Source organism: Ruegeria sp. CDSB013 (genome assembly GCF_059611165.1).
The window spans coordinates 18,165-31,849 of the sequence record NZ_JBXWPA010000010.1 but is presented as its reverse complement, the minus strand read 5'-3'; the positions used below and the strand labels follow the sequence as shown (position 1 = coordinate 31,849).

12 protein-coding genes are annotated in these 13,685 nt (G+C 59.6%); 8 read left to right on the top strand and 4 right to left on the bottom strand.

What is annotated here, in order from left to right; all coding sequences use genetic code 11:
- Positions 1–89 precede the first annotated feature (89 nt).
- A complete protein-coding gene (locus AC2FJF_RS16465; RefSeq protein WP_496726346.1) occupies positions 90–944 on the top strand; it encodes a LysR family transcriptional regulator in 855 nt (284 codons plus the stop codon).
- Between the two features lie 4 nt (positions 945–948).
- On the opposite strand, the gene AC2FJF_RS16460 is transcribed toward AC2FJF_RS16465, so the two are convergent.
- On the bottom strand, positions 949–1,131 hold the full coding sequence (locus AC2FJF_RS16460) for a DUF1674 domain-containing protein (protein ID WP_496726345.1): 183 nt from the start codon (positions 1,129–1,131) through the stop codon (positions 949–951).
- 89 nt (positions 1,132–1,220) lie between these two features.
- On the opposite strand from AC2FJF_RS16460, the gene AC2FJF_RS16455 reads away from it, so the two are divergent.
- From AC2FJF_RS16455 to AC2FJF_RS16425, 7 genes are all read left to right on the top strand, one after another.
- Complete coding sequence (locus tag AC2FJF_RS16455) at positions 1,221–2,477, top strand: RsmB/NOP family class I SAM-dependent RNA methyltransferase (RefSeq protein WP_496726344.1); 1,257 nt, start codon at positions 1,221–1,223, stop codon at positions 2,475–2,477.
- Between the two features lie 90 nt (positions 2,478–2,567).
- Positions 2,568–4,307 (top strand): heparinase II/III family protein, encoded by a 1,740-nt coding sequence (locus AC2FJF_RS16450; RefSeq protein WP_496726343.1) that lies wholly within the window; start codon positions 2,568–2,570, stop codon positions 4,305–4,307.
- A 22-nt stretch (positions 4,308–4,329) separates the two neighbouring features.
- Positions 4,330–5,919, top strand: a complete 1,590-nt coding sequence (gene purH / locus AC2FJF_RS16445) for a bifunctional phosphoribosylaminoimidazolecarboxamide formyltransferase/IMP cyclohydrolase (protein WP_496726342.1) — start codon at positions 4,330–4,332, stop codon at positions 5,917–5,919.
- Positions 5,919–6,389: a signal peptidase II gene (gene lspA, locus AC2FJF_RS16440; RefSeq protein ID WP_496726341.1), complete on the top strand. Its 471-nt coding sequence runs from the start codon at positions 5,919–5,921 to the stop codon at positions 6,387–6,389. The genes purH and lspA overlap by 1 nt, the downstream gene beginning before the upstream one ends.
- 50 nt (positions 6,390–6,439) lie before the next feature.
- Positions 6,440–6,958, top strand: coding sequence for a DUF3035 domain-containing protein (locus AC2FJF_RS16435; protein WP_496705650.1), 519 nt, complete (start codon positions 6,440–6,442; stop codon positions 6,956–6,958).
- Between the two features lie 81 nt (positions 6,959–7,039).
- The gene (locus AC2FJF_RS16430) at positions 7,040–8,380 is read left to right on the top strand and encodes a M16 family metallopeptidase (RefSeq protein ID WP_496726340.1); all 1,341 of its coding nucleotides are present in this window, start codon (positions 7,040–7,042) and stop codon (positions 8,378–8,380) included.
- Complete coding sequence (locus tag AC2FJF_RS16425; RefSeq protein WP_496726339.1) at positions 8,377–9,681, top strand: M16 family metallopeptidase; 1,305 nt, start codon at positions 8,377–8,379, stop codon at positions 9,679–9,681. Before AC2FJF_RS16430 ends, AC2FJF_RS16425 begins: the two co-directional genes overlap by 4 nt.
- 6 nt (positions 9,682–9,687) lie before the next feature.
- Here AC2FJF_RS16425 and AC2FJF_RS16420 read toward each other — a convergent pair whose 3' ends face one another.
- The 3 genes from AC2FJF_RS16420 to AC2FJF_RS16410 all read right to left on the bottom strand — a co-directional run bounded on the left by AC2FJF_RS16420 (position 9,688) and on the right by AC2FJF_RS16410 (position 13,680).
- On the bottom strand, positions 9,688–10,419 hold the full coding sequence (locus tag AC2FJF_RS16420; RefSeq protein ID WP_496726338.1) for a cyclic nucleotide-binding domain-containing protein: 732 nt from the start codon (positions 10,417–10,419) through the stop codon (positions 9,688–9,690).
- Positions 10,420–10,506: 87 nt separating this feature from the next.
- A complete protein-coding gene (locus AC2FJF_RS16415; protein ID WP_496726337.1) occupies positions 10,507–11,322 on the bottom strand; it encodes an SDR family oxidoreductase in 816 nt (271 codons plus the stop codon).
- A gap of 24 nt (positions 11,323–11,346) precedes the next feature.
- A complete protein-coding gene (locus tag AC2FJF_RS16410; RefSeq protein WP_496726336.1) occupies positions 11,347–13,680 on the bottom strand; it encodes an aldehyde dehydrogenase family protein in 2,334 nt (777 codons plus the stop codon).
- Positions 13,681–13,685: the final 5 nt, after the last annotated feature.

Below are 13,685 nucleotides of genomic sequence, written 5' to 3'. Positions count from 1 at the left end.
CTGTTCAGCGCGGGCTTTGGTTGAGGAGATACGCCCCTTGTGGCATTACGACAATTAATCCTTCTTTCTGCTGAGGCTTGGAAAAACTTATGGCTAAGAAAAAGATCGGGTTGCCACCCTTGGACTGGCTGCGCGTTTTTGAGGCGGCGGGGCGTCTGGGCGGGTTTTCCGCAGCGGCGAGGGAATTTGGTCTGACACAAGCGGCCGTAAGCCAGCGGATCGGCAACCTTGAAGCCTGGCTGGGTCGAACATTGTTTGTGCGTGAGGCGCGTGGCGTGTCACTGACTGTCGAAGGCGAAAGCTACCTACCACTGGTGCAAGACAGTTTGCAGGCGCTTGAACGCAATACCGAGGATCTGTTTGGAAAATCCCCGCGCGAATTGCGGGTGGCCGGTTTGTCATCGCACATCCATGCGCTTGTGGTGCCAAGTCTTGCCCGGTTTCAGGAGATGCAGCCGAAGGTGCGTGTTCTGACCGATTCCGTGGCGCGGCGGTCGTCGCTGGATGAAGAGCGGACATGGCTACAGATCCGTTATGGTCGGGGCGCTTGGCCGGGGCGGGATTCCGAATTGATTGCAGCTGAAGTGCTGGTGCCTATGGCGGCACCGGGCGTGGAATGGGGCGCGCCTTTGATTGATCTGCGCGGAGAACGACCGGGGTGGCGAGATTGGGCGCGAAAGGCAGATCAGGGCGATGTGACTACGTCGAACATCAGCTTCGATTCAATGGAACACGCGTTGTCTGCGGCACGTCAGGGCATGGGCGTAGCGTTGGGGTCGGTGCCCTTGGCCAAGGCGGATCTGCAGGACGGACGGTTGCGCCGGTTACGCCTACCAGAGCTGAAAACGAAGGATGGGTATTGGCTGACCTGGCCCGAGGAACGGGCGAAATCCAAGAAACAGCGCGCTCTGATCGCGGATTTTCTGGAAGCTTTGCGGGGATAGGCGATCAGAAATCGATCGCTATGCCCTTCTTCTCCCAATCACCGTACCGGGCCGGATCGGGGCCGTCGCGACCGCCCAGTTCCTTGGGCATATCTTTTGCCTCAGCCTCGGCTTTGCGGCGCCGCTCTTCAGCTTCGGCAAGGGCGCGCTGGGCAGCAGGCGGCAGGTCTTTGCGGTCGTTACTCATGACATCGGGTTCCTTTCCGTGCATGGGCTTGATATACGCCCGCGTCCGCTATTGGCAATGCGGGCGAGGATTAATTCAAAGGCGATTCCATGTCCGACAACGCAACAGCGGCCCGACGCAGCGCGATCTATCTGCTGGATCAGATACTGGGCGAAGGGCGCCTGCTGTCCGAATGTCTGGCCGCAGGCGCGCTGGACCGGTTGGCCCCTGAAGATCGCGCGCGGGCGCAACGCCTGACGCTGGAAACCCTGCGCGGATTGGAGCGTGCGGATCGTCTGCTGGAAAACCACCTGAACCGCACGCCGGCTTTGACCGTGCATAACGCCCTGCGCCTTGGCGCGGTCGAGCTGTGCCACGGTGAAGCGGCACATGGTGTTGTGAATTCAATGGTCGACATCGTAGGGCGTTCACGCAAGCACGGGCGGCTGAAAGGCCTAGTGAATGCCGTGTTGCGCAAAGTGGCCGCCGAAGGCCCCGATGCATGGCCCAAAATGCGCGTGCCGCGTTTGCCCGAATGGCTGCGTGATCCGCTGATCATGGCATGGGGTGAGGATGCAATCGTGGGAATGGAAAAGGCGCAATTTGCTGGCGCACCGCTTGACCTGTCTGTGAAGCCGGGCGCCAGCGGACCGGGTGAGGCCCTGCCTACCGGTTCGATGCGGCTGCACGATGCCGGTCAGGTCACCGCCCTTCCGGGCTATGGCAAAGGTGATTGGTGGGTGCAGGACGCGGCGGCCGCTATTCCAGTGCGCATACTTGCTCCGAAATCGGGCGAAAAAATCCTCGACCTTTGTGCCGCTCCGGGTGGAAAAACACTGCAACTGGCGGCGGCTGGGGCCGATGTTACGGCGCTCGACGTCTCTGAATCGCGATTGGCGCGGGTGCATGAGAACCTCAAACGCACCGGACTGACTGCCACTGTCGTCGCGGGCGACGCGCTTGAACATCAGGGCCAGTATGACGCCATCCTTTTGGACGCGCCGTGTTCTGCCACGGGAACGATCCGCAGGCACCCTGACTTGCCTTTTGCCAAAGACGGATCGGAATTCGGTGAGCTGATCGAGCTGCAGGCCCGGATGCTGGCCCACGCCTGGAGCTTGCTGAAACCCGGCGGGCGGCTGGTCTATTGCACTTGCTCTCTCCTGCCGGATGAGGGCGAGGTGCAGGTCGAAGAAGCGCTGGACCAACACCCCGATATGTCGGTGGATCGGGCGGCTTTGAACATTGCCGGAATCGAGTCCGAATGGATCACCGAGGAAGGCGGCCTGCGTCTGCGGCCCGATTACTGGGCTGATCTTGGTGGAATGGATGGGTTCTACATCGCGCGCCTGAACAAATCGGCGTAGTTGCATGCTTTTCGATGACTTGACGATCGCCCCGGTCTATCGTTGGGTCTCAGGCGCCAGCAGAGCGCAAGGGGCAGAGTAACGAGCGTCATGTCGAAGACAGATACCATGACCAATCAGTGGACACGGTTTCAGAACCGTCTCTACGCGCGGCTCAGTCAGCGACGCAAAGCGGTCTCGGGGTTTGTTGGCGATCCGGAGCCGCGCACGGTGGGCTCATTTGCGCGTGGGCGTCAGTTGGTCGCCGGAAATCTGCTATTTGCGGGCTATCTGGTCGAAGCTCAGGAAACCGAGCTATGGGACGTGGCCGCGCCCAGTACCGGGTTCGACAATGAACGCCACGGCTTTGCCTGGCTCGACGATCTGGCAGCTGTCGGCGACATGCGCGCGCGTGAAAAGGCCCAGCGGTGGGTCTGGGGCTGGATCAATGCACATGGTCGCGGTCAGGGCCCGGGTTGGGCACCAGATCTGACCGGGCGGCGCGTCATACGCTGGATCAACCATGCGATTTTCCTGTTGCGCGGCGCAGATGAACACCAAAGCAGGATGTTTTTTCGTTCGTTGGCCCAACAGACATGGTTTCTGTCCAAGCGCTGGAAGGCAGCGACTCCCGGTCTTCCCCGGTTTGAGGCGCTTGCCGGGCTGGTGCAGGCTGGTCTGGCGCTGGAGGGTTTGGAGCAAATGGCCGATCCTGCCCTTCGTGCTTTGGCGCGCGAGTGTGACAGTCAGGTCGACGAACAGGGCGGTATCCCAACCCGCAACCCCGAAGAGCTGCTTGAGGTCTTTATGCTGCTTTCATGGACCTCGGCCGCGCTCAGCGCGTTGGGCCGGGGCACGCCCGGGGCGCAGGCAAGTGCCATCAAACGCATGGCCCCCACCTTGCGCAGCCTGCGCCATGCGGACGGGGCTTTGGCCCGGTTTCACGGCGGTGGGCGCGGTGTCGAAGGGCGTTTGGATCAGGCACTGGCGCAAAGCGGTGTCAGGCCACATCACACCACGGGGCTGTCCATGGGATTTGCCCGACTTTATGCGGCCAGAACCAGCGTGATTGTGGATGCCGCCACTCCACCCAAGGGGGCGGCGTCATACAACGCCCATGCTTCGACCCTCGCTTTCGAACTGACGTCGGGCCGCAGACCACTGGTGGTCAATTGCGGATCGGGCGAAAGCTTTGGGACGGAATGGCGGCGTGCGGGTCGGGCGACGCCGTCGCATTCGACACTGTGCCTTGATGGGTATTCAAGCGCTCGGCTGGCGCCACCGACGCAGGGAGCCGAACGCGAGGCACTGGTGGATGCGCCGCATGAGGTTCCCATTGATTTCGAGGATGCCTTTGAAGGCACGCGATTCATGGCCGGGCATGACGGGTATACCAAGGTCTTCGGATTGACACATGCGCGTACCTTTGAGCTGCGCTTTGATGGGCGTGAGCTGGCTTGCGAGGATATTCTGCTGACGGCCACCGACAAGGCGAAGCGCCAATTTGACAAGGCGATGGACGCCTCGGGTCTGAAGGGCATCGCCTTTGAAATCCGGTTTCACCTGCATCCGGACGTGGATGCGGCACTGGATCTGGGGGGCGCTGCGGTGTCGATGGCGCTGAAAAGTGGTGAGATCTGGGTTTTCCGCCATGACGGCGTCGGAAAATTGTCTGTAGAACCAAGCGTTTATTTGGAAAACGGGCGTTTAAAACCACGCGCGACAAAACAGATCGTTCTATCTGGCCGCGCAATGGAGTATGCGACGCGCATCCGGTGGACGCTGAGCAAGGCCCAGGACACAGCCTATGCCGTGCGGGATATACACCGGGACGAGCCCGAGTTTGACTGACGCCAAAAGGACCTTTGACCCCATGACCGATCTTCACCCCGTGCGCCGCGCGTTGCTTTCCGTTTCCGACAAGACCGGGCTGATCGAGCTGGGAAAGGCACTGGCCGAGCGTGGGGTCGAGTTGCTGTCGACCGGCGGTACAGCCAAGGCGCTGCGCGATGCAGAGCTTGCGGTGAAGGATGTCAGCGAGATTACCGGCTTCCCCGAGATGATGGATGGCCGCGTGAAAACGCTGCATCCGATGGTGCATGGCGGGCTGTTGGCCCTGCGCGACAATGACAGCCACGTGGCGGCGATGGACGAACATGGCATCGGCGCGATCGACCTGCTGGTGGTGAACCTCTATCCGTTCGAGGCCACCGTGGCCAAAGGTGCGGGTTACGACGAATGCATAGAGAATATCGATATCGGTGGCCCGGCGATGATCCGCGCGGCCTCGAAAAACCACGCTTTTGTGAATGTGGTTGTGGATGTTCAGGATTACGACGCGCTGCTGGCTGAGCTGGCGGCTAACGATGGGCAGACTTCCTATGCTTTCCGTCAGAACCTGGCGCAGACGGCCTATGCTCGTACCGCCGCTTATGACGCGGCCGTGTCGAATTGGATGGCCGATGCGCTGGCCGCCGAGGCCCCGCGCCGTCGCGCCTTTGCCGGAGAATTGAAGCAGACCTTGCGTTATGGCGAAAACAGCCACCAACAGGCGGTCTTCTACACCGATGGCACCAACCGCCCCGGTGTCGCGACAGCAGTGCAGCATCAGGGCAAGGAACTGAGCTACAACAACATCAACGACACAGACGCGGCATTCGAGCTGGTGGCCGAGTTCGATCCGGCGCAAGGCGCAGCCTGCGCGATCATCAAGCATGCCAACCCCTGCGGTGTTGCCAAGGGCGCGACATTGATCGAGGCCTATAAGGCCGCGTTTGATTGTGACCGCACATCGGCCTTTGGCGGGATCATTGCGCTGAACCAGCCGCTGGATGCCGAAACCGCGCAGGAAATCACCGGAATTTTCACCGAAGTTGTGATCGCTCCGGGTGCGTCGGATGAGGCCAAGGCAATCTTTGCCGCCAAAAAGAACCTGCGTCTGCTGACAACCGATGGCCTGCCAGACGTGACCACAGGTGGCAAAACCGTCCGTCAGGTAGCCGGTGGCCTTCTGGTGCAGGATAAGGACAACGGATTTGTTGGCCTGGATGACCTGAAGGTCGTCACTAAGAAATCCCCGACCGAGGAACAGATGCGCGATCTTCTGTTTGCGTGGAAAGTGGCGAAACACGTCAAATCCAATGCCATCGTCTATGTCAAAGACGGAGCAACCGTGGGTGTGGGTGCCGGGCAGATGAGCCGCCTGGACTCGGCGATGATTGCAGCGAAGAAAGCCGAGCGCATGGCCGATGCTCTGGGCTTGGCCCAACCACTGACAATCGGGTCCGCCGTGGCGTCGGATGCGTTTTTCCCGTTCCCGGACGGTCTAATGGAAGCGGCCGAGGCCGGCGCGAACTGTGTTATCCAGCCCGGTGGCTCGATGCGCGATGACGAGGTGATCGCGGCCGCGGATGAGGCCGGTCTGGCCATGGTCTTTACCGGCATGCGCCACTTCCGCCACTGATGCGCTATCTTCTGCTTCTCTGGGCCGCACTGGCTGCGTTACTGATCGACCAGATCAGCAAGTATCTGGTCGTTCACGTGATGCGCGTAGCCGAAGGAAACATTGATGTCCTACCGCCGCTGCTGGTGTTCAAATACGGTGAGAATCGGGGCATCAATTTCGGCCTGTTTCAAGGCAATACCGATGCTGCCCGATGGGCGTTGATCGGTGTTTCCATGCTCATCGCTATCGGTGTGTTGATCTGGCTTATGCGCACAGCTCCGTCGAAACTGATGCTGGTTTGCGGCGGGTTGCTGATTGGCGGGGCGCTGGGCAACGTCGTGGATCGCCTGCTTTATGGTTATGTTCTGGACTTCCTGAACATGTCCTGTTGCGGCATCAACAACCCTTTCGTGTTCAACCTTGCTGATGTGTTCATTTTTGCAGGAGCGATTGGTCTGGTGCTGTTCGAAGGCAAAAAGGCCTCGTGACGTGCCATTTGAAATGCGATAAAAGCGCCTGAAACAGGCTGGAGACTCTGATGCGGCTGCCGCGTTCCATATTTGCTTTGACATTGGCCTTTGCGGCTGCGGGCTGTTCCGATATCGGATTGCGCCACTTGGAAGCGCCCGGGCAGGGGCCGGACGAATTCTCGGTCCTGCCTGTCAAACCACTGACTCAGCCCAAGGATTACAAGTTCCTGCCTGCGCCTACGCTGGGGGGGAATAACCTGACCGATCCGAACCCTAAGGCGGAAGCTGTCGTTGCCCTTGGCGGGAACGAATCTTCGCTGAACGCAAATACGGCCATCCCGTCCACGGACGCGGCCCTTGTGACGGCCTCCAGCCGGTATGGAGTTCCGGCGAATGCCCGGCAGGTGGTTGATGCCGAGGATGCAGAGTTCCGCAGAAAGCAGAGCCGCCTGACGCGCTTGCGCTTGTTCAACGTGGATCGTTATTCGCAAGTTTATCGCCGCGAAACGTTGAACCCCGACCGTCAGAATGAGGCTGCACGCCAAGCCGGGATCGAAACACCATCGGCGCCACCGGTAGATGAATAATCTTTAACTTTTCGTCATTAGCCTTGAACCCGCGCGGCGCAACCGTAGTTTGAACAGCATAAATCAAACGGAGGACGCCCTATGGTTCGGGCCCTGGCACTGTTGGCTGCCCTGATCGCCGCAACACCTCTTGCCGCAAGCGAGGGGCACGAGGCCGTGACTACATTTACGCTGGACAACGGCATGGATGTTGTCGTGATTGAAGACCACCGCGCGCCTGTTGTGCAGCATATGGTGTGGTATCGCGCCGGGTCGGCGGATGAACCCGTGGGATCATCGGGTGTGGCGCATTTCCTTGAGCATCTGCTGTTCAAAGGCACTGACACTTTGGCCCCGGGCGAATTTTCCGCCACCGTTGCGGCCAATGGCGGCACCGACAACGCCTTCACATCATATGACTACACCGCTTATTTCCAACGCGTCGCTGCTGACCGGCTGGAATTGATGATGCGGATGGAGGCGGACCGGATGCGCAATATCCGCCTGAGCGAAAATGATATTGTCACTGAACGCGACGTGATCCTTGAGGAACGCAACCAGCGCACCGACAACAGCCCGCGTGCGCTGTTCAGTGAACAGATGAGCGCGTCGCAGTACCTCAACCACCGCTACGGTGTTCCGATCATCGGCTGGCGGCACGAGATGGAGACGCTGGACATGGAGGACGCGCTGTCCTTCTACCAAACCCATTACGCGCCCAATAACGCCATTCTGGTCGTCACCGGTGATGTCGAACCAGACGAGGTCAAATCGCTGGCCGAGCAATATTACGGTGTGATCCCCGCCAACCCTGACCTGCCCGAACGGGTCCGGTCGCAGGAACCGCCGCAAACGGCAGAACGCCGTCTAACATACAAGGATGCGCGCGTGTCGCAGCCTTATGTTCAGCGTAGTTATCTGGCCCCCGAACGTGACCCAAGCGAACAGGAGAAGGCAGCTGCTCTGTTTCTGTTGGCAGAACTGTTGGGTGGAAGCACGACATCCTACCTGAACGAAAAGCTGCAGTTCGAGCAGCAGAAAGTTGTCTACACCGGGGCGTTCTACCGGGGTGTCTCGCTGGATGATACGACCTTTGACCTTCTGGTTGTTCCAGCCGCCGGCGTATCTTTGCAAGAGGCCGAGGATGCAATGGATCAGGCGGTTGCCGACTTCATCGCTGAGGGTGTGAATGAAGAAGACCTTGACCGGATCAAGATGCAGCTGCGGGCTTCGCAGACCTATGCGCGCGACAATGTGGATGGGATTGGCAACCGCTATGGTCGCGCTCTGACCAGTGGTCTGACGGTCGAAGATGTGCAGGCCTGGCCCGATATTCTGCAGGCTGTCACCGGGGAAGAGATTATCGCCGCCGCGCGCGAGGTGATACAGCCGAAAACATCGGTCACCGGCTGGTTGATGCGCGATGATGAGGTGACGCAATGAAACGGATTTTCGCAACTCTGATCGCGTTCGTTTTCGCTTTGCCCGCGTGGGCCGATATCGAGATCGAAGAGGTTACTTCTCCTGGTGGTATCACCGCATGGCTGGTCGAGGATCACTCAATCCCCTTCACCGCGCTGGAGCTGCGTTTTCGCGGCGGCACATCGCTGGATGACGCGGGCAAACGCGGTGCGGTCTACCTGATGAGCGGCCTGATTGAGGAAGGCGCAGGCGACATGGATGCCCGCACCTATGCGCGTGAGCTGGAATCGCTGGCGGCCTCGTTCCGGTACAATGCAACTGATGACACAGTGTCGATCACCGCGCAGTTCCTGACTGAAAACCGGGACGACGTGATCGACCTTCTGCGCACCACAATTCACGAACCCCGCTTTGATCAGGATGCAGTGGACCGGGTAAAGGCGCAGGTGCTGTCCGGCCTCAAATCCGACCAAACCGACCCGAATGACATTGCAGGTCGCAACTTTGCGCGCATGGCCTATGGCGACCACCCTTACGGCACCGAAGGCAAAGGCACGATCGAAAGCGTGACAGCCCTGACGCGCGAAGACGTGGTCACAGCGTATCAGGATGTCTTTGCCAAAGACCGAATGTATGTCGGTGCGGTGGGTGACATCACCCCCGAAGAATTGGGCGCGTTGCTGGATAAACTACTGGCCGACCTGCCGGAAACGGGCAAGCCGATCCCTGAACGTGCCGATGTGTCCATCCCTGGTGGCGTGAGCGTGGTCGAGTTCGACACGCCGCAATCTGTGGCCCTGTTCGGACATGCGGGCATTGACCGCGATGATCCCGATTTCTTTGCAGCTTTCATCCTGAACCACATCCTTGGCGGGGGCGGGTTTGAAAGCCGCCTAATGCAGGAAGTCAGAGAGAAGCGTGGTTTAACCTATGGCGTCGGCACTTACCTGGTGCCCAAGGATCTGGCCTCGGTCTATCTGGGATCCGTGTCATCCAGCAATGATCGCATTGCCGAAGCGGTCGAAGTGATCCGTGACGAGTGGGCACGGGCCGCATCCGAAGGTGTGACCCAGAAAGAACTGGACGATGCCAAAACCTACCTGACGGGCGCTTACCCGCTGAGGTTTGACGGCAATGGCCAGATTGCGGGGATCATGGTCGGGATGCAGATGGAAGACCTGCCCATCGACTATATCGCCACCCGCAACGACAAGGTGAATGCGATCACGCTGGAAGAGATCAACCGGGTCGCCAGCGAATTGCTGGACCCTGACGGGCTTCATTTCACCATTGTCGGCAAGCCCGAGGGTCTGGACGGCTAAACCCGTTCAGGCCGCGACGGGCCGTTTCTGTGCCCGAAGCGTATGCTTGTTGCTGCTCAGAAGCTTTTGCCGCGCGTGCCTGAAATGTGCGGCTTTAAGCGCGTCGTCGATATGCCGGTTGCGGCGTAGCAGGCGGGACAGACGGAAATTGTCGAACACCAAGCAAGTTGTCGGCTCTGAGGCGATGACGGTGGCCGTTGCGGGCAGGCCAAGGCCGAATGTCAGCTCTCCCAGTGTCTCGTCCGAGCCGCAAATATTGATGACCTGACCATTTTGCAGGATGGTTGTTCGCCCGCTCAGGACATAGCCAAGGAAATCTGTTGTTCTGGCTTCTTCGATCAGAATGTCGCCCTTGGCGAACTCCTGAACCGACGCAGTGTTCAATAGCTTTCGGGTAAGATGCGGTTTCAGTGACCCAAGATGATTCGAGATGAACTGGCGCTCGGCTGCGGAAAAGCGAATGAGATGCCGCGACAGGTATCCGCGCAGCAATCCGATTACCGAAATCGCGATATAGGCCACCTGTATGATCGAACCGGCCAGATTGAATTCTTCAACCATGCTGATCAGAACGCAGCTTGCAGCAACGATAACGAGAACCGGGTAGAGCACGCCATTGCCTCGGACTATGCCGATTTGCAGTAAAAAGTAGTTCAGAATGTAAAGGCCAGCCCCGGCGACGCCGACCATCGTGGACAGTTCGACAAACTCGGTAATTTCAAATGGACTATTCAGCATGTAAGGACCCACCCTCGCAATGAATGGGTCTTACGCTGTGCCAATTACGTGAAGCCGTAAATGAACAACCTCACAGGTTAACGGGTCTTATGAGCGTGCTTTCGCCTGCGCGCGCAACATTTGCCCCATCATCTGGCCGAACTTGCCCGAACCACGCTGGTACAGCGCGCCGTCTACGGCCAATATTGTGCCGCTGATATAGCTGGCCAGATCAGAGCTGAGGAACATACAGGCGTTCGCCACGTCCTGCGGCTGACCCCAACGGCCCAAGGGGACGTCCTTGCGCAACGCTTCTCCAGCATCTGGCGTGGGGGCCAGACGCTTGGCCCCTTCAGTGCCCTCGATAAAACCCGGCACGACTGAGTTCACGCGGATGCCTTCGACGCCCCATTCCATCGACAGGGTGCGGGTGATCTGATCCACGCCTGCCTTGGCGGCACAGACATGGGCCTGGCCTTCGTAAGGCAGGTAGGATTGAGGGGCCGAGATGTTGATGATGCTGGCACCCGGACGCTTGAGGAAAGGATAGGCCCCCTTCATCACGTGAATCGTGCCCATCAGGTCGATATCGATCACGGTCTTGAACGCATTGACCGACATCTCTGCCGCGAGCGCCGGGAAATTACCCGCCGCGCCCGATACCAGCACGTCGAAGTCACCGAGCGCGTCGTGGAACTGTTTCAGCCCGTCTGCCACGGCCTCTGGGTCGCGTACGTCAAAGGCCGCGCCGATGGCGTCTTGTGCCCCTGCAGCTTTCAGCGCAGCAACGGTGTCATCGACCTTTTCCTGCGATCTGCTGGCGACCGCCAGCTTGGCACCCGAGGCCGCAAAAGCCTCGGCAATGCCGCGATTGATACCGCTGGTTCCGCCGATGACGACGACGGTTTTTCCTGAAAAGTCCATGTAGGCCTCCCTTGGCGGGGAGCCCTACTCGCCGTAGGGCACCCAGATGTTTTTGACTTCGGTCGCAGCCTGCAGGAAGCGGCGGGAATGGTCCACGCCCCAATCGATTGCCGTCGCGTTATTCACCCAGGTCCGTTTCAGATTCCCGGCCGAGACGACCTCGATCTCTTTCGACAGGTCAGTTGACGAGAACGACCAGACAGCATCGACGTTCAGGTGCGATGCTAGTGGTTTCGCCAGTTCCGCGTGGCTGCCGGTCAGGATGTTGACCACGCCAGCGGGAACGTCAGACGTCTCAAGGATCTGGTAGAAATCAGTCGCTGCCAGAGGGTAGGGCTCTGAGGCCACCAGAACTGTCCGGTTCCCCATCGCAATCGCCGGGGCCATGGCCGAGACCAGACCCAACAGAGGCGTCTCATCCGCACAAAGCGCGCCGATGACACCCACGGATTCCTTCATGGCAATCGCCACGCCACGGATCGGAACGCCGTGCACCTGACCGTCATATTTGTCGGCCCAGGCGGCGGCGGTGAACAGGCGCTGGATTGAAGCTTCGACCTCTTTCGCGCCGTCCTTCTTTCCGGTCATGGCGTCGATACGCGCGGCGAATTCATCGGCACGGGCTGAAAGGTTTTCACCAATGTAATAAAGGATCTGCGCGCGCAGGTGGCCGGTGGTCTTGGACCAACCTTTGGCACCTGCCGCGGCCTCAACCGCGTTGCGCACATCCTTGCGATTACCAAGACCCACTTGGCCCAATAGACCTGACTTGCCCCAGACAGGTTTCGAATAGCCGCTGTCAGGCCGCGCCTGCTTGCCGCCAATATACATCTTCGCGGTGCGGTCGATTGGGTCAACTGGGGCACCTTCGCCGGTGGTCGCATCGACCTTTGCCAATGGCTTAGCTTTGCCCTTGAGCCTGGTATAGGCCGTCAGCCCTTCCCAACCGCCTTCGCGACCAAAGCCGCTCTCGCGCACACCGCCAAAGCCAGCGGCCGCATCAAACAGATTGGTGGCGTTCACCCAGACCACGCCCGCAACCAGCTTGGGCGCGATATCCAGTGCAAGGTTTACATTCTCGGTCCACACGGTCGCAGCCAACCCGTAACGGGTGTTGTTGGCCAGCTCGACCGCCTCTTCCGGCGTGCGGAAGGTCGAGGACACCAGCACCGGGCCAAAGATTTCTTCCTGCATCAGCGGGTCGGAAGTTTCGAGGCCCGAGATCAGCGTGGGTGGGTAATAACATCCGTTCGCAGGCAGATCGCACGCGGCTTGGTGCACGTGACCAGCGGTGTTGCTCTCGACCATGCTTTTGATGGTTTGCAGTTGGACCGGGTCTACAACCGCGCCCACATCAATGCATTTATCTAGCGGATCGCCGATGCGCAGCTTGTCCATCCGTGCGCGCAGCTTGTCGTGAAAGCGATCAGCGATGCCTTCCTGTACCAACAGGCGCGAGCCCGCACAGCAAACCTGCCCCTGATTGAACCAGATCGCGTCGACCAGACCTTCGATAGCACTGTCGATATCGGCATCATCAAAGACGACGTAGGCCGACTTGCCGCCCAGCTCCAATGTCAGTTCCTTGCCCGACCCTGCAGTCGCTTCACGGATACGGCGGCCCACAACTGTCGAGCCGGTAAAGGCGATCTTGTCCACGTCCGAGTTCACGATCATCTCGCCCACGGCGCCGTCACCAGTGACGATGTTGACTACGCCTTTGGGCAGCCCGGCCTGTGTGCAAATGTCAGCAAACAGAAGTGCGGTCAGCGAGGTGTACTCGGCAGGTTTCAAAACCACCGTGTTGCCCATGGCCAGGGCCGGGGCAATCTTCCACGACAGCATCAGCAGCGGGAAGTTCCACGGAATGATCTGCCCGCAGACGCCTAGCGCCTCAGAATCCGGCAATTCGCTTTCCATCAACTGCGCCATGCCCGCGTGATAGTAAAAATGCCGCTGCGCCAGCGGGATGTCGATATCACGTGACTCCCGGATCGGTTTGCCGTTGTCGAGGCTTTCCAACACGGCAAACAGACGCGAATGCTTCTGCAACAGGCGCGCGATGGCATAGAGGTACCTAGCGCGGCCTGCGCCGCCCAGCTTCTCCCATTTCGGCTGCGCCTTGCGTGCGGCAGCCACGGCGGCATCCACATCGGCTTGTTTCGCCTGTGTCAGCTTGGCCAGAACCTCTCCGGTCGCTGGGTTGCGGCTCTCAAACCCCTTACCCGGCTTGGTAAAGGCACCGTCGATGTAGTGACCGAACTTGTCGCCCTGATCGACCAGCCAGGCCAGCGCTTCAGCCGCGCTTTCGGGGGCGGGGCCATAGTCCATGGTTTCGAAAATCTCTTTGACTGTCATTGTTC

Excerpts from the sequence above, each read along its gene's own strand:
- AC2FJF_RS16465 (WP_496726346.1), top strand. The coding sequence starts at position 90 with ATGGCTAAGAAAAAGATCGGGTTGCCACCCTTGGACTGGCTGCGCGTT.
- AC2FJF_RS16460 (WP_496726345.1), bottom strand. The coding sequence starts at position 1,131 with ATGAGTAACGACCGCAAAGACCTGCCGCCTGCTGCCCAGCGCGCCCTT.
- AC2FJF_RS16455 (WP_496726344.1), top strand. The coding sequence starts at position 1,221 with ATGTCCGACAACGCAACAGCGGCCCGACGCAGCGCGATCTATCTGCTG.
- AC2FJF_RS16450 (WP_496726343.1), top strand. The coding sequence starts at position 2,568 with ATGTCGAAGACAGATACCATGACCAATCAGTGGACACGGTTTCAGAAC.
- purH (WP_496726342.1), top strand. The coding sequence starts at position 4,330 with ATGACCGATCTTCACCCCGTGCGCCGCGCGTTGCTTTCCGTTTCCGAC.
- lspA (WP_496726341.1), top strand. The coding sequence starts at position 5,919 with ATGCGCTATCTTCTGCTTCTCTGGGCCGCACTGGCTGCGTTACTGATC.
- AC2FJF_RS16435 (WP_496705650.1), top strand. The coding sequence starts at position 6,440 with ATGCGGCTGCCGCGTTCCATATTTGCTTTGACATTGGCCTTTGCGGCT.
- AC2FJF_RS16430 (WP_496726340.1), top strand. The coding sequence starts at position 7,040 with ATGGTTCGGGCCCTGGCACTGTTGGCTGCCCTGATCGCCGCAACACCT.
- AC2FJF_RS16425 (WP_496726339.1), top strand. The coding sequence starts at position 8,377 with ATGAAACGGATTTTCGCAACTCTGATCGCGTTCGTTTTCGCTTTGCCC.
- AC2FJF_RS16420 (WP_496726338.1), bottom strand. The coding sequence starts at position 10,419 with ATGCTGAATAGTCCATTTGAAATTACCGAGTTTGTCGAACTGTCCACG.
- AC2FJF_RS16415 (WP_496726337.1), bottom strand. The coding sequence starts at position 11,322 with ATGGACTTTTCAGGAAAAACCGTCGTCGTCATCGGCGGAACCAGCGGT.
- AC2FJF_RS16410 (WP_496726336.1), bottom strand. The coding sequence starts at position 13,680 with ATGACAGTCAAAGAGATTTTCGAAACCATGGACTATGGCCCCGCCCCC.